Source organism: Streptomyces shinuiensis (assembly GCF_043660855.1).
Taxonomy (GTDB): domain Bacteria; phylum Actinomycetota; class Actinomycetes; order Streptomycetales; family Streptomycetaceae; genus Streptomyces.
In genome coordinates this window covers 1-25,730 of the sequence record NZ_JBIHML010000002.1, presented here as the reverse complement: position 1 = coordinate 25,730, position 25,730 = coordinate 1, and the positions used below count along the sequence as shown (strand labels likewise).

The window sequence follows — 25,730 nt, the reverse complement described above, 5'->3', positions numbered from 1 at the left end:
GCCCGCCACCCGCGCCCGGGGATCACCCCTTGAGGAGCTGAGAAACTCATGACGAAAACCCCGGCTGGTCGGCACACCACCGCCACGTCGGCCCGCGTCGGCCGCCTGATGCGGAACACGGGCGCCATCGCCCGCGCGGCCTGGCAGGGCTGCCCCGAGGAAGAACTCCCGCCCCTGCGGAAACTGCGGCGGCCGGGCTGGCTGGGCCAGGTGCGCATCTCAGGTGAGCACACGGACCCCTGCGAAGTGCAGGCCGGAACCGAGACGGTCACAGACTGGCGTACCGCCTACACCGCCCACGGGGGCAAGGACCCAGTCGCGAACGAGTACTACGGACTCCCCGAAGACCTCTTCGACCCCGACGACGACGGCGCCCTGGACCGCGCGGTGGACGCCATCGCCCACCTGCCGGTAGTGCTGCTCAGCGGCCTGTACCACGGCATGGAAGACGGGCTCGCCCGGACCAAGGCAGCGCACGCGGGCGGCACGGACGGCTGGGACCTCATCGAGGCGTACGTCCGGCTCGGTCTGGTGCCCCCTGCCAACGTCCTGTACCTGCCGCACCTCCCGGACCCGGACCGCGCCGAGCGGCTGACCGCCTATCTGATCGCGGCGTACCTGCACGGGGCGTGCCGCCAGGCGGCCGGACAACTGCGCTACGACGCCCGCATGGCGCGGCGGCTCCTCTCCCTGCCCCGCACCCCGGCCGCGTAGCCCACACCGCAGCGCACCGCCACCAGGAGACTCCGCTCCCGCGCTCGCCCGCGCGGGAGCGGACCCACCCCCGAATGCCACCCCTGGAGGCCTCACATGCCCACCACCCCTCCGTCCGCGCTCACCACCCCGAGCAGCGCGGCGCCCACGCAGACCACCCCGGCCCACACCGCGAGGGAGTGACCATGTCCAACAAGATGGAGCGCGACACCTTCGGTGAGCTGCTGTTCCGAGAGTTCGGCGCCTACGCGGCGGCTCTAGACGAGCACGGCGAGGACTGGGCGCAGACCTGGCCCTCGGCCACGTGGCCGCCCCACACCCCGCTGGCCGCCCTGCAAGGCCGGTTCGCCGTCGCCCGCGAGGCCGCGGCAGCAGTCGGCGTCGAGCCCAGCGACGCCGCCATCACCGAGGAGCACCAGGTGCGCCTGGAGTACCGGGCGATGTTCCGCGACGGACCACCCGCCCTCATCAGCTGATCCGCCCACCCCCCGGCGCGCGCCTACTCCAGCCCCGGCCTGCCCCTCCACATGGCAGCCCGGGGCCCGCGCGTTACCCGCCAATGCCGGGTGAGGACCTGGGCAGTTGCGCTGCTTGACCCCACCCCCCGCACGGTCCGGACGATCACACACCACCCCGCGGATCACCGCCCGGGGTGCCCACCGGACCCGAGGAGCAGCAGCATGCAAGTAGCCCACGACGTACGACAAATCCTCGCCCGCGCCTCCTGCGAGGGAGTCACCGTGCGCCTGCCCCCGGACGTGGATCCATCCTGGCCCGGGTTGGGAGAGCGAACCGCCCGGGTCCTCACCGCCGCCGGCGCACTCTTCAGCCACCGGCGACAGGCCTTCGTTTTCGCCGACCTGTTCCCCCTTCGGGCAGGCCCAGCCGCTGATCGACGACATGATCGCCAACAGGAAGACGGCGCCTCGGCCCTACCGCGGTGAGGCGCCCTGCCCGCCAGCCGTCGCGGAGCAGATGTGCGACGAGCTGGGCCTCCACCCCGACTGGACGGTCCTTGAGCCCTCAGCCGGACACGGCAACCTCGCCGCCGAAGCCGCCGATCGCGGCTGCGCCGTGGACTGCGCCAATAACCCCCATCTCCACCTCGACTCGGTCCAACTGGGCGCTGGAACGGTGACCGTCCATCTGCACGGCACGCACTCCCTCGAACACCTCGCACACTGGGAGGACGTCCTGGGCAACTGCGCCCGCAGCAGCGACAGCTTCCCCAGCTTGCATGACTCGCGCCTCCACTACACCGAGCGCCGCACCGCAGTAGTCGCGGGCATCGCGTTCGAAGCCGCTGCCTTCCACGACGGCCCCGGCGCGTACGACCCACACCAGATGGTCCGCTCCGCGATTCCCCCGGCGCCTCTCGCTGCCCGGACCGATACCGCCCAGGTTCCGGTCCGATCGAGCGGCGCCGCCCGCCGCTGTGCCGTGGCTCTCGATGTCACGGCGGCCCTGGCGGCCACGGCTGTCACCGCAGCCGCCATCAGCCAGCGAGCGAAGGCGCCCGGCTTGTCGCGCCCGTTGGTGAACTGCTGATCCGGAATGCCCTGGGGATGAGCGACAGCGATCTGCGAGTCCTCGCACGGCCCGTCGGCTGAACACGACGACGGGCCATGCGGCCCACCAGCTCGCCCCATGCGAAGGGTGGCGGGCTGGTGGGCACCTGCGCAGGCCGACGCCGAGGCAGTGGGAAGCCAGGCAGTTGCGCGGGTAGCAGCGAGCGGCACCACGGTGCTCCGCACGGAGCCGGGATCGTCGGCGCCGCACCCAGCAACCGACCCCTGGAGCTGAACTGCCATGGCCGCGTCCACGGTCCGCCCTCGCGTGATCATCGTGTCGTGCGGGGGACGCAAGAACACGACCGAACAGCCGGTACCCGCAGGCGAGATGTACTGCGGCAGCTACCACGTGGCCCTGCGCCGCGCGGCCGACGCACTCACCGTCCAGGACGGTACCGCTCGCGTGTTGATCCTTTCTGCCCTCCACGGTTTCGTCGACCTGGACGAGGCCATCGCGCCCTACGACCTCCGCATGGGCGACGACGGTTCGGTGACCGGCGAGAAGCTCCGCCAGCAGGCCGCTGACCTGGGCGTTCTTCACGCCGACGTCACTGTCCTGGGCCCCCGTGCGTACGTAGAGGTCTGTCGTGCCGTGTGGCCGAAGCTGACCGATTCGCTCGCGGGAACACGTGGCATCGGTGAGCAGCTCGCCAAGCTGGCTGACATCTACGCCCCCGGCCGCCGCTCCCAGACGCCGACATCCTCCGCCCGCCCGGACGACACCACGAGTCGCGGAAGCACCATCGAGGAGATCGAGCGCCGGGCGGACGCACGCCAGAACATCGAAGAGCAACGAGTAGCCCGCAAGCGGGCGCGCTACGCCACCTACTCCCGGCTCGTTATCGAGCACGCCGGCCGGGCACAGGGCATCCTCACCTTTCCTGGCGACGCAGCCAAGAGTGCCGCCCGCGCTGGAGCTGCCTGCCGCTTCGCCGCCCTCTACCGCGTCCAGGTGCACGGGCGTCCCGACGACGCTCGCACCGTGGACGTGCACGGCACACCCCGGGACGTCGCACGCTTCCTGTCCGCGCTCCCGCGGGCACTGGAGACGACCGAGACCCGAGCCTCCGAGGCAGCCCGCCTGTACGGACGCTGGGAGCGCCACTCCGCCGCTCGCCCCCACCTGGCGGACATGCCCACCGCCCAACGCCGAGCTCGGGCCCGCGACTTCCGCGCCGCAGCCTTTCAGGTGGTGATCGACATTCTCCTCGACCGTCCAGACACCGTTCCCGAAGCCATCGACGGCATCCCGCCGTGGGACCAGGTCTACTCCCTGGCCGCAGGTATCGCGCACTACTACTGGGCCGATCTCGCTGCACTCGCCGATCCCGACGAAACCGCGCGCATCCTCGCGACCGCAGAGCGCCGTTGCGGTACGACCCCGGCGACGCCGTAACCAACCACGCCGGGCGGGATCGGTGCGGGGATGTTGCCCGGCTAGCTGCCTGCTTCAGCACGGTCCTCCCTACCACCGGGCCGTGACGCCCCGGGCACCCGACGACGACGCACCCCTTGGAAGGACCGCCATGGGATCGAACTCTTCCCACGCCGCTACAACGGAGCTGGCCGCCCACGGCCGAGCGCTCCTCACCGATTTCCTCCGCCGGTGCACGACCGCTCTGGCTGGCCAGGACGGCGCGGAAGCCCGCGTCCTCAGCCTCCTGCGGGACCAGCTGGAGGCCACTCTGCGAGAGCAGCGGGTCCCTCCGGTCCTCTCCTGGACCGGGCACGTCACCCACCCCGGTACACAACCCGACCCCACGGTCGTCCACCTCACTGATTCCGCGGCATGCGAATACGCGCTCCACCTCGACGACAACCCGCGCGAGATCCTCGGCCTGATGCTGATCGAGCCGCCGGACCCAGACGAGGTCGCCGCCGAGAACGCCGACTGTGATGAGCCGGATGGCCCCCTACTCGAGGACGAGACAGCCGCCGCCCTCTTCACCTACCTCGTCAACGAATCCGAGGACTGGCAGTCCGGGACGGCCCACCAGGTGGCGGCCCTTACCGAGCCGGAGGCCCTCGACTACCTCCTGGCACGCGGCCCCCTGCGCCCGCACGAGAACCGCGCACTGATCACTGCTATCCGGCTCCTGCACCCCGAGCGCTTCGGCCACGCCTGAGCCGCCCCCGACCCCACCCATTCCCGACGCGACACAGGCCCGCGCACCACCGCGCGGGCCGACGCCGCTCACCCACACCACAGGACTCCACCCCGATGACCGACACCTCGACCAACGTCACCCCCTCGCCCTACCAGGCCGAGCTGCTGATGGCCGCACTGAAAGACCGCGCGCACCGCCTACCCACCGATGCCAAGGCAACCACCCTCGATCTCATGCTCCGCCGGCAATGGATCCGCGAGCACCGGGCCGACGGCCGCCTCCTGGGAGCCGACACCGACTCCACGGGCCCCACCCACTTCCGGCTCTCCCACGCAGGTGTCCGCACGGCGAAGAGGCACCAGCAGATCCAGCTCACCAGGACCCACACGATCGGAACGATCGCCGCCTACCAACCGGCGCACGCCAAGCGCTACCAGGGCATCGTTACCGTACAGAGCCGTCCCGACAACGACGGCAACGTGAAGGTCCTCAGCGGCCAGTTCCGCAAGCTCATCACCGTCGCGCTCACCGACCTCAGGCCCGCGCCACCTGCGGCTCTGGCGCCTGGAGAGCTCACCGACACCTGGGCCGTCATGGACGAGCACGGCACCTGGCTGCTGATCGTAGTGGGCACCACCTACAACGCCGCCCGCCGCGCCGCCCGCCGTCGCTCGCGCGCCGGAGGCAAAATCCCGATCCCTGCGCGGTGTCGGTGTCGACTTCGAGATTCCGCCCACCTTCGCCGAACTGCACGCCGCTGTCGCCCAAAGCGCCTAGCCGGCCGTCCAGCGGTGCCCGCGCAACTGGCCCGCGTGGAGGGGCGTGCAGATCTCTCCGGACCATAGGCCAGGACAGTTGCAGACCTAACGCGGCGGCGAGCCACCGTACAACACGCCAACCGGACCCAACGCCCGGCCACAGCAACCACGTTGTCACCCACCAAGAGGGGAACTAGCGACATGAACAAGGCCCAGCTGATCGATGCCATCTCCGACAAGATGGGCGGCCGCCAGCAGGCCACCGACGCCGTCGAACACGTCCTCGACGCGATCGTTCGAGCCGTCGTCCAGGGCGACCGCGTCTCGATCACCGGCTTCGGCTCCTTCGAGAAGGTCGACCGCCCGGCCCGCTACGCCCGGAACCCGCAGACGGGCGAGCGCGTACGGGTCAAGAAGACCTCGGTACCCCGCTTCCGCGCGGGACAGGGCTTCAAGGACCTCGTCTCGGGCTCGAAGAAGCTCAAGAAGAACACCCTCGCGGTGAAGAAGGCCCCCAAGGGCAGCTTGACCCGCGCCGCCTAACCCTCCGCGCCACAAGGCCCCGGCACCCCGGTCCTCGAACCGGGGCGCCGGGCCTTCGCCGTCCACGCGAACCCCATGGACCAGCCGATAGAGAGTGCGCTATGCCAGGCCATCGCTCGGGGCTGACACGGTTGCCCCGCTCTCGTCCACGCTCCGCGTCCCCGACCAGACGAAGGAGCATCCCCATGCCCGCTACCGCACCGAGGACCGGCGACGCGACCGTGTCCGAATGGAACATCGGCCTGGGCGAGACCATCGACCGCGCCGAACTGCATCAGCGTTACGGCGGGCGTATCCATCCTCGCATCAGTCCCTCACGTGCCTCCCAGAACGTCTTCCTCTTCACCACAAACATCTCCATTTTCGACGCGCCCGCTGCGCTCTTCGACGGATGGACCGGCGAGCACGTGCACTTCACAGGCGAGGGAGGAACGGCGGGGACCGACCAGGTACTCACCCACGGGAACAAGTCGGTCCTGCACCACCATGCCGAAGGCCGCGCCCTGCGCCTCTTCCACCAGCGGCCCGACACCACGAAGGTGACCTACCTCGGACATCTCCACCTGGACAGCGACCGCCCCTTCGTCTGGGCCGACGCGCCCAGTGACCCCCGCAGGCCGCTCGAGATTGCCCGACGCCTGGTCTTCCGGCTCCGACCTGTGCTCAGCCCTCCGCCCAGCTTCCTGCCCGCCACGCCCCCGGCAACCTGGACACCGCAGATCTGCACGGACTCCAGCCCAGCGCTCCTCCCCGACCCGAGCCCGCCCCAGCGCGCCGCTGCAAGGCTCCTGGCCTCCTACAGCCGATACCTGCGCGCGGCGCACGCCACCGACCTGGTCCACTACCGGGTCCGGCCGGCGGGGACGCTCACCGAGGTCTCCACCCACCACGATCCCTGCCGCAACGAACTCGTCGCCGTCCGCCCCACCCTGGCGCGCACCGTCATCTGGGCCGCCCTCGGCGAGTTCCAGGACGTCGCCCGCTTCATGGACCAGCGTCCCGACCGGGCGCTGCTCCTGCCCGCCGCGCCCGACCACGACCTGGCCGAGCTGCTGCACCACGCCCGCGCCGCCGCCATCTGGCCCGTCGACCGCCACGGCTTCGCCCGCACCCAGCCGCCGAACCGCGACGAGCACCACTAGCCAGCCCACACCGTCCGGCACGGCCATCCCGCACACCAACCAACAGGGCCCGCCCCGAGCCGTCACCCCGGCCGGAAGCGGGCCCTGACCCGCTTTCCGGATCGCTGCGCAACGGGCCCACTTCCCTGCACCAGCAGGGAGTTGCGCGGCTTGCCACGACCCGAGCGAGGGTGAGCGCGCTGGGCCAGCCCGCCGCGCCGCGAGGCACATCCCTTCCATCCCAGTGGAGGGCCGGTCCAGCTCGTTGCGCAGCCCACCCCACCGCCAAACCACCGCCGACACAGGGCCCCGGTCCGCAGTCCGGCGTCCGCGAAGGGCTCGGGCGCTGGCATGGCACCGAGACAGCACCGTGGCCCGCGGTCGGGCCGTCTCATCGACTGCCTCCTACACCGCACACCACCCATCCGAACTCCCTGGACTCGTGGAGTGCCTCATGGCCACCGACTGGCTGCTCTCGCAGAACGACCGAATGAAAAAGCAGGGCATCTTCAACTGGACACTGCCCGCCTGGGTGGTGCAGCTCACGGATACCGCCCCGGATGGCACCACCACCGTGCGCAGGGTCAATGTCTGCCCATCGGCCGGGGTCTGCGCCAAGCACTGCTATGCGCTCGGCTCCGACTCCGGGTACATCCGCTTCCCGGCCGCCCGCGCCCGCCACCTGCGCAACCTCCGCATGGTGCTGGACACCCCGCTCCGGTGGCAGAAGCGCATGGCCGCCGAACTGCGCCACCCTCGCTACCAGCCTGACCCCGAAAAGGGCAAGCTGGGCCATATCAGAATCCATGACGCCGGCGACTTCTTCGACGACGCCTACACCCTCATGTGGCTCGAGATCATGAGAGGCGCACCCGAGGGTCTGACCTTCTACGCGTACACCAAGGAAGTCAGTCGGTTCCGGCGCCTCGTCGAACCGAACTCACCCGCCAACTTCAAGTACGTCTTCTCCCGCGGCGGCAAGGAAGACGCACTCATCGACCCCACCCGCGACCGTGACGCGGACGTGTTCCTCACCCTGGAGGACCTGGAAGCCGCAGGGTACTCCTCGCAGGCCGCCTCCGACCTCCTGGCCGTACACGGCCCGCCCCGTGTCGGGATGACCGTCAACCGCCACCGCAAGGGCATGACCGCGTCCTTCGGAGAGCTGCAGCGGCAGCGAGACGCCGAAGCCGTCAAGCGGCGCGCACGCCAGCAGAGCAAGGCCCGCTCCTCCAACTGACCGAGCAACGCCCCCAGCCCGCCCCGTGCCGTCAACCCGGCCCCGGGCGGGCTCACTGCGCTCCCCGCCGAAGAGCGTCGACCACCAGGTTGCCGGGCTAACCACACGCGCGGCCAGCGTCGGCCGAACCCGACGCGGCCCGCCGCCGCGCCCGACCACCTGGAGACCCGCATGCGGTTCCTGATCACTGACGACTCCCGGCGAATCCTGACCGCCCTCGACGTCCCCGACACCCCCGAAGGCGAGAGCACCACCATCGGCATCGAACGAGCCGACCGGCCCGACCTGCTGTACGTAGGCGCCGACCTACACAACGACGGCACGGTCGTCGTCGGCCACTGGCCCGACGGCGAGGACTGGGACCGCCTGGTGCGCACCGCCGGCGTACCCGATGCCTGCGGCAACTCCACCCCGGCCCACCCCGCAGAGCCGACCTACACCCGCGCACAGGTCATCGCGGCCCTCGCCAGCGCCCACACGCGTCTGGCGCCGAACGAGGACCCGTCCCTGACCGAAGCACTGATCCGGGCCACCCTCGGCTCCCTCCCCGCACAGACCGGGTAACCGAGCCGAGCCCGCCACGGGCCCGCTCCCACGCCGCGACCGGCGCCGGAGCGGGCCCTTCGGCATCCGGCCACAGCGGCAGAGCAACAGCGTCCGGTCCCGCCAGGCAGATTGCGCGGCTAACCCTCGCTGGCCCCACCGTCACTCCAGCCAGGCCGCCACAGGAGGAACCCCTCCACCAGCAACGGGCCCGACTCCATCGCCGCCCATGGGCCGCAGCAGACCACCTCTCAAGCGCTGCTGCCACCTCATCGCGCGGCACGTCTATCCACGGAGGAACCCATGCCCGAACCACCCGCACTCGCAACCGCGTCCACCCCCGCCCTGACCTCCTTCCAAGCCGTCCTCACACTGCCCGGCGACGACGGCGACGACTGGGACCCCATCGACACTCTCCGCTGCACCCGATGTGGCCTCCTGATCCGAGCCGGAGCCGCCGCCACCCTCACCGACCTGAACACTGTCGCGTTGGAGCACACATGCCTGAGCACCTGACCGAGGCCACGATCCTGCCCGCGCAGGTCACCACGGCACGCAACGAACTACGTGAAGCAACCGGCCAGACCGCCGAGATCCAGCGGACCTCCCCGCTGCACTACCGGCTGGTCCTGACCAGCGAGCGAGTCGAACTCACCCTCACCTGGCGCCGCAACTACCGCGGCTCCTGGAAGTGGAACAACTCGACCCTCACCGTCGACGGAACAGCTCGCGAACTCGCCCGCGATCTGGACGACTTCACGCGCATCTGGAAGGACCCCGACGTACTGTCGAGGCCCGGCGCTCGTTCCGAGGTCCCCTCCCTCACGCCGGTGGCCGACGAAGCGCAGCTGCCCGGCATGGTGCGCCGATCACTTGACAGGATGCGCAGCCACGCCGAGCGTAAGGCCAACGACGGAAGCGTCCAGGTCATCGCGGCGGCGACCGACACCGGATACACCATCGAACTCGCCAGCCCCCGCGGCACGCTCCACCTGCGCTACGCGCCGCGCCGTCGCCCCGCCGGAGCCTGGGACCTGGACGAGCGCAACGGGTTCCAGGTGTTCGACGCGAACGGCATGGACACGACCAAGAAGTTCGCCGGAAACCTGATGGCTGCGCTCGCCGACCTGTTCGGACTCGGCGCAGCACCCGCCGTGCCCGGCCAGACCGGGCAGGCCCGCCAGGCCAGCGTCAACAACTCCGTACGCGTCCGCCGTCACTCGGTCATCCGGGTCTGACCCGCCCCCGGCACCGCTCCTCCGACCTGGGCCCGCTCCCGCCGTGACCGGCTGGGGGCGGGCCTCGCCAGTGCCCGTCCCGAGAAGTGCCGGATGCCGAGTGCGCAGCAGGGGCCCGCCGAGGGAGCCGTCCATAGGCGCGGTTGCCCAGCTAGGCCCCCGCCGGGCGATCGTCCTCACCGCCGGACAGCACCAGGCAGAACCAGGTCCTGGAGGAAGAACCGGCGCCCCCCATCACCGTGAAGATAAGGATCACCGCGTCCATGTTCCGCACACGAACTGCCCCGTCCCTGCCCGTGCTCGCGCTCGCCGGGGCCATTCTGTTCATCGCCATCCTGCTCGTGCTCGTCGCGCTGCTCGCCGGTTCCGGCAACGGCACCGGCCACTCCCCGGTGCGCTGCACCACGGCCCCCACGCTCGGCGCCCCGGCAGGTGCACACCCGTGCGCCGCGCACACGACGGGGAGCGTCCCTGGCCGAGGGAGCACTACGGGAGCGCGCCAGCCCGCAGGCCCGGGACGGAAGGGCCCCGCTCCGAAGCCCAAGGCCCCGGCCGCTCCGAAGGCGCCCGCCGCGCCCAAGCCCCTCCGCTGACCCCTCCCGCTCAACCAAGCACCCCAAGGCCCGCCCCGCCGACCCCGGCCGGGCGGGCTCACGCACGTTCAGCGAGGCACTGTCTCCCGCCTCGGATTGCGGAGCTAACTCCCGGTGCGGCGACCGTCCACCGTGGCCGGGCGATCCCGGCCGGTGAACGAACCCACCCACGCAACGGAGAACCATGGGCGACAACCACTCTCTTGACCACGCGATCGCGGCCGTCCGCGCAGCACTGGCCACCGCGCACGACCTCCGCCAGCTGAACGTTCGGCGCACCGCCGACCCGGACACCTACATCACGGTCACCCACTGCCCCGACCCGGCCGCCAACCACAACCAGGCGGACCAGCACGCCGCCTACACCGCGACGCTGCACGAGGCGGGCTGGGACCAGGCGCTCAGCCTGGGGCCACTGGTCCTGATCCCGGGCATCCCCCCGAGCGACACCGCGCCGGACACCTACACCGCAGCCTGGGCGACCACCCTCGATGGCCTCACGGACCCCGTGGACGCCGCCTACGAAGCGCGGGGACAGCAGCACGACTACGAACTCACCGAAGCCGTATTCACCGTCACCGACGCAACCGGGCGCCCCCACGTCATCATCACCGACGACGACCTCGAACCCGAGCCCGAGCACGCCGGACGCGTCGAGACCCACATCCCCGCCTACAGCCACGCCCACACCGCATAGCCACACCCCGCGCCACCGGGCCGTCCTCCGCCGCCAGGCGAAGGACGGCCCGGTGGCGTCCCGGCCCAACCCTCACGTGCGGGGCTAACGACGGCCCAAGCCAAGGGCACGGCAGCACCCATGCGTACCTGCCGGGCGCAACGCCCCGGCGACAGGAGCATTTCGGCCGGAGCGCGCCATCTCATCTCCTCGATCCCGCAGGGCGGACCCGCCAGGCAATTCCCCGAGGAATCGCTCCCGCAGCATGAAACCGCACAGCACCTCACCACCCAACCGCCCTCGGACCTGCGCAGACTGCCCGAGCTGCGAGGCACGGAGGCCGGCGGTAGAGGAGCCACCGGCGTGGTTGCGGCGCTAACCCTCCCCGCCGCCACGGTCCTCCCGGCCCGCCACCCAGGGCCACCGCAACCGCCCGCCTCGCCCAGAGGCCGGGCTCCGGCGCGCAGGCCGTTCACGGCCCCCAGCGCGCCCCATCTGTCAGGGAGGCCCCGAAATGACCAACTTCGAAACCGTCAAGCGCGACGCCCAGCAGCTTCCGGCTCAGGCCGAGTCCCCGCTGCCGGACCGCATGGTGCTTTCCGGCGCTGCCCAGTCCGGCTCCGAGGCACTGGCCACCTTCACCGGTGACGACCAGCAGCCCGGCCCCGTGCTGGCCACCGTCACCGCCCAGGACGCCACCGTGTGGACCGCCGTCGACGCCAGTCTGTCGGTGCCGACAGTCCGCGTGTACTGCGCCGACCCGAGCAGCCCGTACGCCGAGGCCGCCCGCAACACCCGCATCCAGCACCACGGCAACGAGCTGACCATCACCGTTCCCCGCGTCACAACGCCGTCGCGGACCATCCGCCACGGCAGCACCTACATCTCCGGCTCGGGCAACGCCTACTCCTTCACCTCCGTCGGTGACATGCACATCAACTCCTCCGGCGTCACCATCACGTCGTCCACCGGCGGCACCGTCATCAACGGCCATCAAGGCATCGAGATCGAGCTCCTGCTGCCCGCTGGGTCCGGACTGCGCAGCACCACCAGTTCCGGTAGTGTGCACAGCTACGGCCACCTGGCAGGAGCCCGCATCGACGCCTCATCTGGATCGGTGAGCCTGGAGAGCGTAGGGCGTGCGGAGATCCAGGCCGCCTCCGGATCGGTGCGGATCGGCGCGGTCACCGAGTGGATCAGCGTCAACGCCGCGTCCGGCTCGGTCAGGGTCGCCCGGCACTGCGGGCAGCGGGCTCGTGTACGAGCCGCATCAGGGTCCGTCACGCTCACCATCGCCGCCGAGGCGACCGGCGCCGTCGATGTTCACTCCGCCTCCGGGTCTGTCACTCTGCACGGTTCGCACCGACGCGACATGACCATCAACGCCACGGCCTCCTCCGGAAGGGTCCGGCGCCCTTGACCATCGCGCGCCCCACCAGGTCGCAGTTCTGGGATCGACGCAGCACAGCTACCGTGGAGCGACACCGCGACCACCGTCCACCAACCCTCAGCACCACGCGGAGAGTCATGATGAACGAGCCCGAGCCGGAGATCTGCGACGAGTGCAAGGAGGCCATCCCGCCTGCTGACGGTGGAGGAATGGCCAACCGGCATCACGCCAAGTCCTGCTCGCTCTACGACCCCACCTCTGCCTGATGAACCGCGCTCTGTCGCAGCCCACCACCCATCGCCGTCGAATCAGCCACCGCTGACGCCGGTCTAGCAAACCGCGAAACGGCGCGACACCGCCGGACTCAACACCGCCTCTCCGGGCCCGTCCCCGCCGCACGCCGGTGGGGACGGGCCCGGTTCGCTTCCGCCACGGACATCTTGCCCGGCTAAGACCCCTGCCCGTCACGGTCACCCAGGCACTCCCGATTGCCCCGCCCGGACAGGGCGCGACGCGCGCCCCTCTCCGTCCGCGCGAGCCTCCACACGGGCCCCACCAGGTGGAACAGCCACCAGTGGGCTCGTCATGTCCCTGGAAGGACGATCCCCATGGACCAACAGAAGCCCGTCCTCGAAGAGGTTCCCGTTGGAATGCACTTCGACTACCCCGCCGACCAGCCAGTGACCACCTATGAGCAGGACCGGCGCGAACTGCTCGGCCGGTACACCAGTTTCGCGCAGGGGCGCGGGCGGCTGCTCAAGAGCTACCTCATCCGGCCCGCAGGCTCGACGGACCAACTGGTGGTCGAGCTGTTCGACGCCACCCACGCCCAACTCGTGGTCACCTGTGCCACGTTGCAGCGCGGTGGACCGGGCGTGTGGTACGCGATGGGAACTCTCGCCGACCTGGCGCGCTTCCTCCCCTCGCCCGCGCGGAACGTCCTGGTGCTGCCCACCGAGCCGGACAGCGACCTCGATGGCCTGTGCACGATCCGGTCGATCATGCCGGTGTGGCCCGGCACCGACGGCTTCACCAGCCACCTGGAGAACGAGCCGCCCTCCGACCCCATCGGTGAGCCGCCACTCTGACCAACTGCTCCGGCCCGCTCCTGCCCCATCCGTTGGAGCGGGCCCGCCGTACGCAGTCCCCCGCCCGCCGGCGCTTGCCCGGCTAGCCCACGGGCCGACCACCTTCATCCTGCCGAGGCACGCGCCCGTGCGGCGCCCTCTTCCCCAGGCCCGGCACCCGCACCGTCCCTCCCCGAAGTAGGAGACATGAGCGACACCACCGAGCGCACTCCGCTGTTTCACGGCACCTGCGTCCAGATTCAGCTGGGCCGCAACCGCTACGAAACCCGCGCCGTCGATCCCGGCCGCGATGACGCCGACGGCCAGGACCTGGCGGCCGCCCAGTACTACCCCTCCAGCAGCGACGGAGAGGGGATCACCGAGTGGATCGTCTCCGGCACGAGCAGTGACCACTACAGCGAGCCCATCGACAGCCAGGACCAGGCACTGAAGCTTCTGCACGACGTCACCCGTGCCGAACGTGTTCTGCTCCGCCGCTACCCCAAGATCTACCCCGCCGTCCCGCCTGTCGCGCATGAGCAGATCCGGCGCGACTTCCCCGAGATGCGCCGCCTCAACCAAGGCAGCTGAGCCAGGCAACGAGCTCTTCCGCAGGGGGCGTCCCGCCGCGAAGCCCGCGGCCGGACGCCCCCGCCGTCGTTCCCCGGCCTTCCCCGACAGCCACTGCCGCAGGCCCGAACGGAAACTCCCGGCCGTACCCGATCCGCAACGCCCACGGCTGTGCCGCACCCAGCGCATCGGGTTGCGCAGGTTGCCCCAGCACCGGTCACCAATCCCGGGCCAACCACGCCCCTTCTGAAGGACCACCCGCCGTGACCGACACCAAGATCACTCGCACCACTACACACCAGAGCACCAGCCCTCGGCGGGACGACGCCGACCGAGGCCCGGACCTCGACAATGCCGACCGAGAAGCCGTGCGCAGGCCCGCCCGGAGCGCCGGAGGCAATCCCGGCGGCAAGCAGCCGCACACGGACGGCGAATCAGACACCTACCGGGGACCGACCAGCTCCCAGGTATGGGAGATCGCTGATCTCCTGGTCGGAGCAGGTGTCACCCTCCCGCTGGACATCCTCGCTGCCATCGCCGACGCCCGGTCCTCCTGGCAGGACGACCTCGGCGGCAAGGCCGCCGCCTCCCAGTACCGACACTGCGCCCACCACCTACGGCAGGCCGCAGAAGCCCTCGACCGCGCCGAGCACTCGACCGACGAAGAGGAACGAGACGCGGCCGCCGCCCTGGCCAGCGCCTACGTCGAAGCCGCCGCGACGCACGCTCGGGAAGCCGACCTGACCATCTGACCCGACCACCCGCCGCCCCGCCCTGACCCCAGGGCGGGGCCGCGCCACGTCTCCGGACTAGGGCTCCACGGCCCCGCCCGCCTCTTCGCGGCACCTGTTGCGGGGCTTGCCCCGCCGCCCACCACGGTCCGGCCACCGGCCCGCCGCTGCCCCACGGCTGCGCGCCGGTGGCCCACATCCCACCATCATGTGAGGACAAGACCGTGCCCAACAGCACCCTCAAGTACGACCCGACAACGCCCGAAGGCCAGGCCATCAGCCGTCTCTTCCGCGAAGTCAAGAGCATCGAGGACGGCGACGGCGGCTGGAACGGCGGCGACACCGTCGACCTGGTCGGTGACTTCTTCATCCGCCTCGGCATCGACATCAACCGCGGCGACTACCAGGTCGACGCCGTGCCACCGCAGGCTGTCTCGCCCGAGGCCGCACCCGACACCGTCGCCGAACTCCTCGCGGCGCATGAAGAGTTCACCACCAGCGGCTACCCCACGGGAAACGAAGGCTTCTTCTACGCCGAGTCCGGCGATGACGGCTTCACCGACTTCACGCTCCTGACCTTCCCTACCGCCTCAGCCGCCCGCGTCCGCAGGGCCATGAGCGTGCTGCGCGCCGCCGGATACACCGCCACAGGGCAGGCCCCCACCAGCCCCGAAGCCGCAGTCCGCACGGTCCGGGTCGAGGACGGAATGCTCCGCGCCCTGCCGGACGACGCCACGACCGCCGAACGCGTGACCCGCATGCTGCAGGATGCCGGATTCTCGCAGCATCCGGACACCGGCGATCGGGCCCAGGTCGTCAGCTACAGCACCCCCACGCCCGTGATCTGGCGCCCCAACTGGGTGCAGATCGACGTCACCGCTCCCCGGGCCACGGGCCGCGACGCCCGTGAAGAGGTCGCCCGAGCCATCGCAACCACCCTGACCGACGCCGGCTGGACTGTCGACGTACGCGGCACTGAGACGCTCCACACCACCCCGCCGACCGCCGAGCCCACCCCTACACCCGACCCGCAGGCCACGCCCGAACCCGTCGGTGATCCGGAACTCGTCCCGGCCGACGTCATCGCCAGCGTCCACAACGTCCTCGAATACAACTGGACCACGGAACAACTCGACTACGACCAGCAGGACCCCGAGGGCCAGAAGAACCACATCGCCAACGACCTGAACCGGATCGCCAGGCACTGGGACCTCTACCGAGTCTGAGCCCCGCCGAGCGACCCGCACCGGCAACCGCCGGGCCGCGGGCGCACCCCCAGGTGCGCCCGCGGCCCGGCGTCATGCCCTGCGCGTACGAGCTGTCCCCCCACAGCCAGCCAGCGCCCCGGTGCCCAGCACTTGGTGCTCTTGCCGAGCTAAACCGGCCATTCGGCCACCATCCCCTCGCCCCGCCAAGACGCAGGGCTGCCACGAGAAGGGACACCCGACCATGACCGCGCCCGACCTCAATGCCGGAGATCTCCCGCACCTGACCGCGGACCGCCCCTGCTACCGCTCGGCAACTCACCGCACCACCCGCGAGCTGTTCGGCCACGACGAACAGTTCTTTACCGTCCCCGGCACATTCCCCGGTGGCCTGCCCGACCACATCGGCTTCACCGACGCCGTCTACGCCGTACTCCACGCTCCCAACCCAGCGACCGGCGAGGCCGAGTTCATCGTCCGTGACGTCAACGGTCAGCGCCTCACCCTGGGAACTCCCGCCCCCGACCAGGACACCGCCATCCGCAGTGCCCTGTCCGCCCTGGCCGAAGACCGCCGCGCCCTCGCGCAGCGGGTCGAGCACAACCGAGTCCACATCCTCGGCCTGGCCGCGGCGCCGCCCGTGCGCATCGGTCACACCGAAGCAGGCACCTGCGTTGTCCACGCCAGCTGCTCCTGTCCGCAGGTCGAGGGGCTCGCCGCGCACTACGAGCACGTATCCCTGGCAGCAGACGGGTGGCTCGACGAAGCCCCCACCTCCCCCTGGAGGTTCTGCCCCACCTCCCCGACCCAGGTCATCACCAAGATGGGTACCGGCCGCCTGACCAGCACCTCTCGCAACGACAAGGGCCAGGCCGTCGTGCAGGTCCAGCACACCGACGGGCGCCACGAGGCCATCGCCCTTGCCCACGTGAGCGACATGACCTGACCCCCGCCCCCTCCGAGTCCGGCAGCCGGCCCACGAGCGTCCCTCGCATTCGCGGGCACGCGCTCAACCGCCCCGCCACCCCAGGTGGCGGGGCCTTCCCGCCCCCTGCGCCGCCCGCTGTCTACCGCCGAGCTGACACCAGCCGGTTCGCCCGGCAACGGTCCATCCGCGCTGGTGAAAGGGAGGTTGTGGGGCTTGGTGTCTCAGCGCCGAATGTGCCGTCACCGCCCGGCCGAACCAGGCCGCGCTCCCCAAACCCCGCATTCGGAAGGGAATTGCTGCGATGACGGCCCTGTTCGACGGCCCCACCTCAGTGCACTTCTTCACCGGCGGCTGCGGTGACATGCGTGGCTTCACCGACGCCGGATTCCTGTCCCTGTACGCAGCCAATCACCACCCGGCCAGCGTGGAGACGGCACGCATCAACTGGCCCGGCCTCTTCGTGAACCCGGCCGACGTACAGACCATCGACATGCGCTGCGTACCCTCAGCCCAGGTACTGGTCGCGTCGCCGATCTGCACGGAAGCATCCCCGGCAGGCGGCAAGGCCGCCCCGCGCAAGGCCGTGGAACTGGACGAGAACGGCCGCCCGAAGCCAGGTCCGGACTGGCCGCAGACCCGCATCACCATGTGGGAGCCTGTCCGCTACGCCGAGGTCCACCGCCCCATGGCCTACGTCGGCGAGAACGTCGCCCAGTTCGGCACCTCCCCACTGTTCAAGGCATGGCTGACCGTCTGGGAAGCCCTCGGCTACACCCCGGTCATTGCGTCGGTGAATGCCGCCCACCTCAAGGTCGACGGGATTCCTCCACTGCCTCAGTCTCGGGACCGGGTGGTGTGGTGCTTCCTTCGCAACGACATTGCCAAGGCCAACGGACTCCCCGACCTCCGGCCGACCTGCGACGCCATGTGCCCCACCTGCGGACCCGTCGAAGGCGTCCAGCGCTGGAAGAAGAACCCCGAATTCCCAGTCGGCGAATACGGCCGCAAGAGGCAGTACACCTACGCCTGCCCCAACGTGCGCTGCGGAGCGCATGTCGAGCCCATCACCCGAGGCATCGGCGAGGTCATCGACCCCACCGTGCCCGGCTCCAGGTTCGGCGACGGCTACTACGACCACTTCACCGGCAGCCGCAAGCCCTACGTAGCGGCCACGCGAAACCGGGTCGCCATCGGCCTGGAGAAGTACCGCGGCAAGCCGTTCATCGTCACCCTGCGCAATCACTGCGACGCCAGCTCGCTCGATGACCCGATCGGCACGCTCACCGCCAAGGGCGGCGGCCACCACTACCTCGTACGCCCCACCGCGGACCTGAGCATCGACGAGTGCGAGTACCGACCGCTCACCAACCGCGAGAAGGCCAGGGCGCAGGGCTTCCCCGACCACCACATCTTCGCCGGGGAGGAGGACGACCTCCGCCTGCAGGTCGGCAACGCCGTCCCCGTCAACGTCGCAGCCTGGCTCGCCCGGCGCGTCAGGGCCGTCCTGCCCCGCTGATCCACCCTCGGGAAGAACTCCCCACGCCACGCCGCCCCCGCGCCCACCGGCCTGGAGGCGACGCCAGTCTGCCTGCCGCTCCACGTCCAACCACCACTGCGCCGGACCCAACCCCCAGTGCCCTCCTGCTCGCCCACCGGGGTTGCGGTCCTAACCCCGCCGGACCGCACCGTGTGGTCAGCCGAAACCGCACCGACCCCCTCGGTGCCCGATGGCAATCGGCACCCGCCGGGCCGCGCACCTCCGCGCCCCGATGCGCCCACCGCGCGGCCCAGCCTCCCGGCCAACCCCCGGCCAGCGACCCCGCCCACGCCGCGCAGCTACCCATTCCACCCAGCCACCCGCGCAGGGTGCCGGGCCGTGGCGCGGCCACCGGCGGTGTCCACACGCGAACGGAGAGAAGGACCCGTGAAGCACACCAGCCAGACGATCGCCACCCGCGTCTGCATCGACGACATTCTCGGCCCGCTCGACTGCACTCTGGACCCGTCCAACTTGTGGAACGGCTTCATGAGCCCCCACTTCGCCCTTGAAGCGGTCCACGAACTGTCCGCTCAGACACTCCGCCTCGCCGAAGAGGACGGATACGACTGCGTCGACACCATCCACGTCATCGAAGGGCGCGCGGACAGCCAAGACACCGTCCACCTCATCGAGGGAGGCGGTCGCCGCCACTACGACGAGGAAGGCGACGCAGAGGAAGACCTGGCCATCGCCGTCCGCATCCCCTGGCGGTCCCTGAGCCGGGGCGCGACCGCCACGATCGCCCCCGCCACCCCGCAGGCCCGCAAGGCGGCCCGCAAGCGCAAGATCACCGGACGCGGCGCCGCCCGTGTCGTCGTCGTACACATCCGCTGGCAGTACCTGGACGAAGGCAGCGACACGGCGGCCAACGTCGTCCAGCCCGACGACGAGGGCCTGTACCCGATCGGCGGCTGGGAGTGGACCTGGAGCCTCGCCTCCTGGTGGTGCGCCTGCGGCGAATCCTCCGACTGGCACGAGATCCAGTGCCCGTGCGGCCTCACCCGCGACGCCCAGCCGAACGCCCCGCTCGGGACTGCGGGCGTCGAGGTCGGCAAGATCCTCCGAGCCGTAACGCCCCAGGCGACCTCGGCCCTGGTCGACATCACCGGCCTCGCCCGCGTGTGCGCCGTATTCGCCGGGGATCGCGAAATCGACACGGCCGACGACACCGGCCCCTTCGACACCGAGACCCTCGGCTGGGCCGACGAAGTGCTGCGCATGGCCATGGACGAAGCCGTCCCCGAGGACATCGCCGCGTCCGGCTGGGAGCTCGCCCCCGACGAGAGGTCCGCCGCCCTGTACCGGATCACCTTCCCGACTCCGCTCGCAGACTGATCAGCCGAGCCCCGCTCCGAGCAAACCGCCCGGAGCGGGCCCGGTCGCCCCGCCGGCCGCCACCCGGGATTGCGGGTCTAGGTACGACGGTCTCGAGAGTGACCTCCGGCCGGAAAACCTCCGCGCACGACGCAGACCGGACTCGGTACCCAGGCCGGGCCGCGCCTCACGGAAGGACACTCCCACGGCGCCCGCCCTCTGCCGCACCACGGACCCGGCCCCGCCCCCTGGCGACCGTGGAAGCTGTCGGCAGACAGGGGAGGGGAGTTGCCGGATTAACCCCGGCCCGGGACACGGTAGCCCCCGCCCCGGGGCGGAGCCCTTCCCTCACGTCCGCCGCCCCGGCTTCCCGAAAGGAGCCCCGCCGCCATGGCCCCGCACCACCCCGCACCACCCCGCCCCGTTCCGGCCCGCACCCGCCAGGTACCCGCCTCCGCCCTGATCTGCGGGCCGGAGCCGGGATGGGTGCACGACGCGGCCGAACGGGAACAGTTCACCGCCCAGGTCCGGGCCGCGGCCGCGGACAAGCCCGGCCACGCCGCCTACGCCGAAGCCCTCATCACCCACTACGCCGCCGGCGGCACCTTCACCGGAGAACCCACCGCAGACGGCATCCGCGGACTGTCCCAGCGCGCGGCCACCGCCCTGTCCCGCGACATCGCCGCGATCCACGCCCCTGCCACCGGTAACGCCCTGCGGGACAACCACAGAGCCTACCGCGCCGCCTACCACCACCTGAGAGAGGCCGACCGGCTCCGCCGCCGCCGCGCCGAGGGCCAGCGCCGCCGCTGGGAAGAGGACAACCCGCTGGCCGCCCTCCTCACCCTCTGACCCGCCCACGCCCGACCCCGTCCCGGCCGTCCGTTCCATGCGGGCGGCCGGAGTCGTTGTGCCCGCGTCTCCCGACGCCGGGGGCCGGGGGAGTGGTACCCCCTCTTCTTCCCACTGTCTGCTCCGGCCCCGGTCCGCGCTTCCGCCCGCCTGTGTGGGCTCGCCGCTCGTGTGGGGGTTGCGTGGCTTGCCGCCGTTCCGGCCAGCGTGGCGTCCCGCACAGCACGCCATCCCGCACCGCTGTTCACCAGCCGTGCAGCCACGCCTTGAAAGGACGCCCGCCATGGCCACCGACCCCACCCAGTTCCAGCTCCGCCAGGCCCAGGAAGCAATCGAGCGCCTGACCTGCCGTCTCGCCGAGCTCGGCATACCCGCAGCAGCGATCCAGGCCATGACCGACGGCACCGACCCCGGCCCGTGCCACAACGTACGCGGCGGCGCCATCTGCCAGCTCGACCTCGGCCACCCGCACCAGAACCACCTGGCCGTCTACCCTCCCAACCCGGGCACGAAGACCCAGACCGAACAGGCCAGGACCTGGTCCGACAACGACTCCGAGAAGCACTTCTCCTACGACAGGCTGTTCACCCTGCCCGCCCCGGCGACGCCCGCCATGCGCGCGCACGCCGAGCTCGTCAACGAGCCGAGGGTGTTTACCTGCCAGCCCGTCACCGACACCCTGCTGTATGTCCACATCAGGCTCGGCAGGAACGACACCGGCCTGGCCTCATGGCTGCGCCGCATCGGCCTCAAGCGCGAGCAGGCCACCCGCACCGAACACGGCGACTACCTCGCCCGCGGCCACCTGAACGAGGCCCGCGTCGCACTGATCGCGCACGCCCACTCCTACCGCTGACCCCGCCCCACGACGCGCGGTCGAGCTCCCCAGGCTGCCGGGCCCCCACTTTCCGGGACGGCCCGGCAGCGCGCCTCCTCACATGTGCTGCGCTCCCCTCCTACCGCTCTCCAACGGCCGGGGGAAAGACCCGGGCTTGCGCCACTTGCCCCCGCGCCGGGCAGCGTCCCGGCTACCGGAACGGACGCCCCGCACACCGGATGTCACCGCCCCGGCCCGCCACGTCGCTCCTCGCCCTTCCCACCCCACCACCGTGAAACACCCCCGCCGCGCCCCTGGCGTGGGCCCAGACACGGAAGGAACCCCGTGACCGCCCTCACCGCCGTCTACGCACATACCCACCTGGACGACCTCACCCTGCGCCAGACCCACCGCGCCCTGCGCACCGCCCGCTACTGGCGGGAGGAAGCATCCGCGCCCCTGTCCTACTACCGGCCCAGCCAGTGCCGCGCCTGGGCCCGCCAAGCCCTGGCCGACGCCGCCCGGCTGCGCCGCCAGCTCACCGCGCTACGCGCCCTGCCCGGCCGCTACGTCACCCGCGAGCAGTGGGCGCGGATCACCGCCCACGCCGCCGGTCACCACAGGCAGCGGCAGTGACGGCATCCCGCCACGCTATCCCGCCCGCCTGTGGCTCCGGCCCGGGAGTCCGGGCCGGAGCCACAGGCGGGCGGGGCCCTGACCACCATCCCCGCGCCCGGCACCCCGCCCGGACTGCGTGCCGCACGGAAGGACACCAACCACATGTTGACCCCACCACCGGACATGTACCCCGGCTGCACCTGGGCCGACCGGCCCGTGACCGCCACTACCGCCTTCGGCATCGGAACGGCCGCGGCCGTCGAGCCCCGGACGGGACTGACCACCCGCTACACCGTCCACGCCTATGATCCGCGCGCTGGAACCGCGCTCGTCGACCCTGACCAGCGGGAGGACCGCGCCGGCGTGGTGCGCTCCGTTCCAGATGCGGAGCGCGCCCGCCGCCAAGTTGCGGTCAGCGACCTGGACGACCTGCGTCTCGTCCACCGCCGGACCCGCGACGACATCACCTGGCTGCACACCAACCATTGCCGCCACACCATCAAAGCGGCCTTCACCGCCGGGGGAGATCGGGGCGTCCCCGAACACCGCCGGGTGTACCGGATGTGGATGCAGACGACCGAGGAGCGCACCTACCGGTTCCTCGTTCGTGCGCCGTCCCAGGAGGCCGCGTACGGCCTGGCTCGCTCCTGGTGGCAAGGCACTCCGAGCCCCACCGGATACGTCGGTGGCCACCTGGAGGACGGCGAGCTCATCGACCTTCTGACCTGCGAGGGCGCCCGCGACATGCCGGTCTGGCCCTACGCCGACGCGATCGCCGACCCGGTCTACTGAGGTTGAACTCGTGGAGTCGTAGGGGCTGACGGTCCTTGATCCCTGCGGTATGCCGGTGGGATGCGATATCCACAAGGCGGCGGTCTGACCGCCGAACGACAGCAGTTCCGCGAGGAGCTACGGCTGAAGGCGGCCGAGCGGTTCGCCCGGGGTGAGGCGAGTTCGGTGATCGCCCGTGACCTGCGGGTCAGCGTCCGCTCGGTACAGCGCTGGCGCCGGGCCTGGGACGAGGGTGGTCCGCGGGCCCTGCGCTCGCAGGGCCCGGCCTCGCTGCCGCGGCTGAGCCAGGAGCAGTTCGCCACTCTGGAGAAAGAACTGGCCAAGGGGCCAGCCGCGCACGGCTGGGAGGACCAGCGCTGGACCCTGAACCGTGTCAAGACGGTCATCGGCCGGCGCTTCCACCTCACCTACACCCTCCAGGGCGTGCGCAAGCTCCTGGTCCGAGGCGGCTGGTCCTGCCAGGTCCCGGCCCGCCGCGCACTCGAGCGCGACGACGACGCCGTCACCGGATGGATCAAGGAGACGTGGCCCCGCGCGGAAGACTCGCGGCGGCCCGTGGAGCCTGGCTGATCTTCGAGGACGAAGCCGGATTCTCCATGACGCCGCCGCACGCCAGAACCTGGTCCCGGCGCGGCCACACCCCGGTGGTGCGGGTCCGCGGCCGCTCCCGCCGCCGGGTCTCGATCGCGGCCCTGACCTGCTACAAACCCGGCCACCGGTCCCGACTGATCTACCGGCCCCGTCGCGACGACGGCCGCCGCGACGGGCGCAAGAGCTTCGCCTGGACCGACTACCGCGACCTGCTGATCGCCGCTCACCAGCAGCTCGGCGGCCCCATCGTCCTCGTCTGGGACAACCTGAACGTGCACAAAGCCGCCGGGCTGCGCGAGTTCGCCGAGAGGCACGAGTGGCTGACCATCTTCTACCTGCCGCCCTACGCGCCCGACCTCAACCCGGTCGAGGGCATCTGGTCCCTGCTGCGGCGCGGATGGCTGTCCAACACCGCCTTCACCACCCCCGAACACCTCGTCCGGCGCGTCCGGCGGGGCCTGCGGCACATCCAGTACCGCAGCGACCTCATCGACGGCTGCCTGGCCGAGACCGGCCTGACCATCCGACCCGGATGAACCCCTACGACATCACGAGTTCAACCTCAGTAACACTCGCTGCCCCGCCCCATCCCGCCCCGGCTGTCTGCTCCACGACGGCCGGGGCGGTTGCCTCCAAGCCCACCACACCTGACCCGACTACTGCAGTTGCCCGGCTAACGCACCACGCCACGACGGTCCCCTTGCCGCGGCTGATCGCCGCCTCTCCTCACCCAAGTTCCCGAAAGGGCCCGTCCGTTTATGATCAAGTACACGTTGCGCGTTCGCAACTTCGCAGTCCAGGCCGCGAATCTCACCTCCGAGCCGGATCTCACCGGCTCCGCCCAGACCCCGACGGTTGACGATCCGCGCAACCCCACCCGCGTCACCGTCTACACCACCACCGGAGCGGCCGCCGCGCTGCGCATCGCCCAGCGCCACCTCAACCTCGTCCACGCCAGACTCGCCTACAACAACCCTGGCTCCGTCACCTGCACGGCCACCGACACCGTGTACGCCGAAGCGCGCTCCCGCGCCGAAGCCCTCACCCCCGAGCAACGCCGGGACGAGAGCTTCCACGCCCTCCACAGCGACGACGACGCCCTGCGGATGGACGCCCTGAACGACGTCATGGAAGAGCTCGGAGAACTCGACGCCTAAGCCCGTCTCCTCCGAGAACAGAACATCGCCCCCGGCGCCCTCGTGGCGCCGGGGGCTCGTGTCGTGTCCGCCTGCGGCACTAGACCCCGCGAGCGCTCCGGAGGCGCTGAGGCTGATGAAGTGCCGACTCCTGCTTGCGGGTCTTGCTGGCCGCCGTAGCACGGTACGGACAACCACCCCCGAGAAGCGGAGACCACCCAGCGCCCCGTCCTTCGGGCGTGACTCCTCCCGGCCGCCACCTGCACGTATTTCTCCCGTGCGCTGCGCGCGACCGCTTTCGCCCGTGCCGCCTTCGGCACGCACCCGCATCCATTCCTCTCCCCGGAGTGACCTATGAGTTCCTCATGGCGGAACGTCCCCATACCGGCCTCTGTCGCTCGCCTGCCCCGCAACAGTGCCGGACGTCCCGTCCCCGCGAACGTCGCCTGGTACGAACCCGACGACGACGGATCGATCCTGGTCGACCGCGACCCTGAACTCGGCGGACATGTCGCCTGCCCGTGCACGCCGGGTCGCGGTACACCGAGGTTCGGTGAACAGTGCCCCGCCCGGCAGCGGCAGTTCATGCTCCAGCGGCAGTGCGGACTGTGCACTGAGACAATCGCGCCCTCAGCACAGTTGGCGTTCATCGGCGAGATCAACGCTCAGTACTACCTGGAGCCCCCACTCCACCAGGTCTGTGCGGCCTACGCCCTGCGGGTCTGCCCCGTGCTGCACGCGGCTGGCGAACACATCGAAGTGGCACTCACCGCCTCGTACACGCTGGCCGAAGACAGGATCACAGGAGTTGCAGCCGACGGAGCATTGCGACGCAGTGTCTTTCCGCTCGGCTCCCCTGCTGCCTACCACCTGGCGGTTCTGGAGTTCTATCTCGCCTTCCCAGACACCCCCGAGCGACATGCCGCGCCGACATGGCTGGCCCTCTACGCCCCGAAGTAGCTCCCCCAGCCCTTACCACCTAACCATCCGCCCCGTCTCCCGTGCGCCGGGCAGCGGGGCGGCCCCATACCCGACCACAGGCGATCGCCCTCCGGAGGATGGGGGCCGCGGTGC

The 25,730-nt window shown here is 70.9% G+C and carries 28 protein-coding genes and 1 pseudogene; all 29 read left to right on the top strand.

Annotated features, from left to right (window positions below; all coding sequences use genetic code 11):
- Positions 1-48: 48 nt before the first annotated feature.
- Complete coding sequence (locus tag ACGRHY_RS26955; RefSeq protein ID WP_394638251.1) at positions 49-714, top strand: hypothetical protein; 666 nt, start codon at positions 49-51, stop codon at positions 712-714.
- 185 nt (positions 715-899) lie between these two features.
- Positions 900-1,190: a hypothetical protein gene (locus ACGRHY_RS26950; RefSeq protein WP_394638250.1), complete on the top strand. Its 291-nt coding sequence runs from the start codon at positions 900-902 to the stop codon at positions 1,188-1,190.
- A 424-nt stretch (positions 1,191-1,614) separates the two neighbouring features.
- Positions 1,615-2,262 carry a hypothetical protein gene (locus ACGRHY_RS26945; RefSeq protein WP_394638249.1) on the top strand — a complete coding sequence of 216 codons (648 nt, stop codon included), beginning with the start codon at positions 1,615-1,617 and terminating at the stop codon, positions 2,260-2,262.
- Between the two features lie 288 nt (positions 2,263-2,550).
- Positions 2,551-3,681 (top strand): DUF6884 domain-containing protein, encoded by a 1,131-nt coding sequence (locus ACGRHY_RS26940; RefSeq protein ID WP_394638248.1) that lies wholly within the window; start codon positions 2,551-2,553, stop codon positions 3,679-3,681.
- A gap of 130 nt (positions 3,682-3,811) precedes the next feature.
- On the top strand, positions 3,812-4,411 hold the full coding sequence (locus ACGRHY_RS26935) for a hypothetical protein (protein WP_394638247.1): 600 nt from the start codon (positions 3,812-3,814) through the stop codon (positions 4,409-4,411).
- A gap of 95 nt (positions 4,412-4,506) precedes the next feature.
- The gene (locus ACGRHY_RS26930; RefSeq protein ID WP_394638246.1) at positions 4,507-5,238 is read left to right on the top strand and encodes a hypothetical protein; all 732 of its coding nucleotides are present in this window, start codon (positions 4,507-4,509) and stop codon (positions 5,236-5,238) included.
- Positions 5,239-5,352: 114 nt separating this feature from the next.
- A pseudogene (locus tag ACGRHY_RS26925) lies at positions 5,353-5,682 on the top strand (HU family DNA-binding protein); the annotation flags it as partial.
- A 197-nt stretch (positions 5,683-5,879) separates the two neighbouring features.
- Complete coding sequence (locus tag ACGRHY_RS26920) at positions 5,880-6,836, top strand: SRA domain-containing endonuclease (protein WP_394638245.1); 957 nt, start codon at positions 5,880-5,882, stop codon at positions 6,834-6,836.
- Positions 6,837-7,269: 433 nt separating this feature from the next.
- On the top strand, positions 7,270-8,055 hold the full coding sequence (locus ACGRHY_RS26915; protein WP_394638244.1) for a GP88 family protein: 786 nt from the start codon (positions 7,270-7,272) through the stop codon (positions 8,053-8,055).
- A 171-nt stretch (positions 8,056-8,226) separates the two neighbouring features.
- Entirely contained in the window at positions 8,227-8,619 is a 393-nt protein-coding gene (locus tag ACGRHY_RS26910; RefSeq protein WP_394638243.1) for a hypothetical protein, read from the top strand.
- 282 nt (positions 8,620-8,901) lie between these two features.
- Entirely contained in the window at positions 8,902-9,114 is a 213-nt protein-coding gene (locus ACGRHY_RS26905; RefSeq protein WP_394638242.1) for a hypothetical protein, read from the top strand.
- Positions 9,099-9,836, top strand: a complete 738-nt coding sequence (locus tag ACGRHY_RS26900) for a hypothetical protein (RefSeq protein WP_394638241.1) — start codon at positions 9,099-9,101, stop codon at positions 9,834-9,836. The genes ACGRHY_RS26905 and ACGRHY_RS26900 overlap by 16 nt, the downstream gene beginning before the upstream one ends.
- A gap of 777 nt (positions 9,837-10,613) precedes the next feature.
- Positions 10,614-11,126, top strand: a complete 513-nt coding sequence (locus ACGRHY_RS26895) for a hypothetical protein (protein ID WP_394638240.1) — start codon at positions 10,614-10,616, stop codon at positions 11,124-11,126.
- A 493-nt stretch (positions 11,127-11,619) separates the two neighbouring features.
- Positions 11,620-12,525, top strand: coding sequence for a DUF4097 family beta strand repeat-containing protein (locus tag ACGRHY_RS26890; RefSeq protein WP_394638239.1), 906 nt, complete (start codon positions 11,620-11,622; stop codon positions 12,523-12,525).
- A gap of 107 nt (positions 12,526-12,632) precedes the next feature.
- Positions 12,633-12,761: a hypothetical protein gene (locus tag ACGRHY_RS26885; protein WP_394638238.1), complete on the top strand. Its 129-nt coding sequence runs from the start codon at positions 12,633-12,635 to the stop codon at positions 12,759-12,761.
- Positions 12,762-13,103: 342 nt separating this feature from the next.
- Complete coding sequence (locus ACGRHY_RS26880; RefSeq protein WP_394638237.1) at positions 13,104-13,583, top strand: hypothetical protein; 480 nt, start codon at positions 13,104-13,106, stop codon at positions 13,581-13,583.
- A gap of 186 nt (positions 13,584-13,769) precedes the next feature.
- On the top strand, positions 13,770-14,153 hold the full coding sequence (locus ACGRHY_RS26875) for a hypothetical protein (protein WP_394638236.1): 384 nt from the start codon (positions 13,770-13,772) through the stop codon (positions 14,151-14,153).
- Positions 14,154-14,395: 242 nt separating this feature from the next.
- The gene (locus ACGRHY_RS26870) at positions 14,396-14,884 is read left to right on the top strand and encodes a hypothetical protein (RefSeq protein ID WP_394638235.1); all 489 of its coding nucleotides are present in this window, start codon (positions 14,396-14,398) and stop codon (positions 14,882-14,884) included.
- A 203-nt stretch (positions 14,885-15,087) separates the two neighbouring features.
- On the top strand, positions 15,088-16,089 hold the full coding sequence (locus tag ACGRHY_RS26865) for a hypothetical protein (protein ID WP_394638234.1): 1,002 nt from the start codon (positions 15,088-15,090) through the stop codon (positions 16,087-16,089).
- Between the two features lie 223 nt (positions 16,090-16,312).
- Entirely contained in the window at positions 16,313-17,014 is a 702-nt protein-coding gene (locus ACGRHY_RS26860) for a hypothetical protein (protein WP_394638233.1), read from the top strand.
- A gap of 283 nt (positions 17,015-17,297) precedes the next feature.
- On the top strand, positions 17,298-18,512 hold the full coding sequence (locus tag ACGRHY_RS26855; protein WP_394638232.1) for a DNA cytosine methyltransferase: 1,215 nt from the start codon (positions 17,298-17,300) through the stop codon (positions 18,510-18,512).
- Positions 18,513-18,920: 408 nt separating this feature from the next.
- Entirely contained in the window at positions 18,921-19,871 is a 951-nt protein-coding gene (locus ACGRHY_RS26850; RefSeq protein ID WP_394638231.1) for a hypothetical protein, read from the top strand.
- A 369-nt stretch (positions 19,872-20,240) separates the two neighbouring features.
- On the top strand, positions 20,241-20,702 hold the full coding sequence (locus ACGRHY_RS26845) for a hypothetical protein (RefSeq protein WP_394638230.1): 462 nt from the start codon (positions 20,241-20,243) through the stop codon (positions 20,700-20,702).
- Between the two features lie 283 nt (positions 20,703-20,985).
- Positions 20,986-21,558: a hypothetical protein gene (locus ACGRHY_RS26840; RefSeq protein ID WP_394638229.1), complete on the top strand. Its 573-nt coding sequence runs from the start codon at positions 20,986-20,988 to the stop codon at positions 21,556-21,558.
- A 306-nt stretch (positions 21,559-21,864) separates the two neighbouring features.
- Positions 21,865-22,155: a hypothetical protein gene (locus tag ACGRHY_RS26835; RefSeq protein WP_394638228.1), complete on the top strand. Its 291-nt coding sequence runs from the start codon at positions 21,865-21,867 to the stop codon at positions 22,153-22,155.
- Between the two features lie 144 nt (positions 22,156-22,299).
- Positions 22,300-22,929 carry a hypothetical protein gene (locus ACGRHY_RS26830; RefSeq protein WP_394638227.1) on the top strand — a complete coding sequence of 210 codons (630 nt, stop codon included), beginning with the start codon at positions 22,300-22,302 and terminating at the stop codon, positions 22,927-22,929.
- 60 nt (positions 22,930-22,989) lie between these two features.
- A protein-coding gene (locus tag ACGRHY_RS30295; protein WP_491630977.1) for an IS630 family transposase occupies positions 22,990-24,056 on the top strand; the annotation gives its coding sequence in 2 pieces (ribosomal slippage) (positions 22,990-23,433 and positions 23,436-24,056; 1,065 coding nt in all).
- A 222-nt stretch (positions 24,057-24,278) separates the two neighbouring features.
- A complete protein-coding gene (locus ACGRHY_RS26815) occupies positions 24,279-24,677 on the top strand; it encodes a hypothetical protein (protein WP_394638225.1) in 399 nt (132 codons plus the stop codon).
- 618 nt (positions 24,678-25,295) lie between these two features.
- Positions 25,296-25,616, top strand: a complete 321-nt coding sequence (locus ACGRHY_RS26810; RefSeq protein WP_394638224.1) for a hypothetical protein — start codon at positions 25,296-25,298, stop codon at positions 25,614-25,616.
- Positions 25,617-25,730 lie beyond the last annotated feature (114 nt).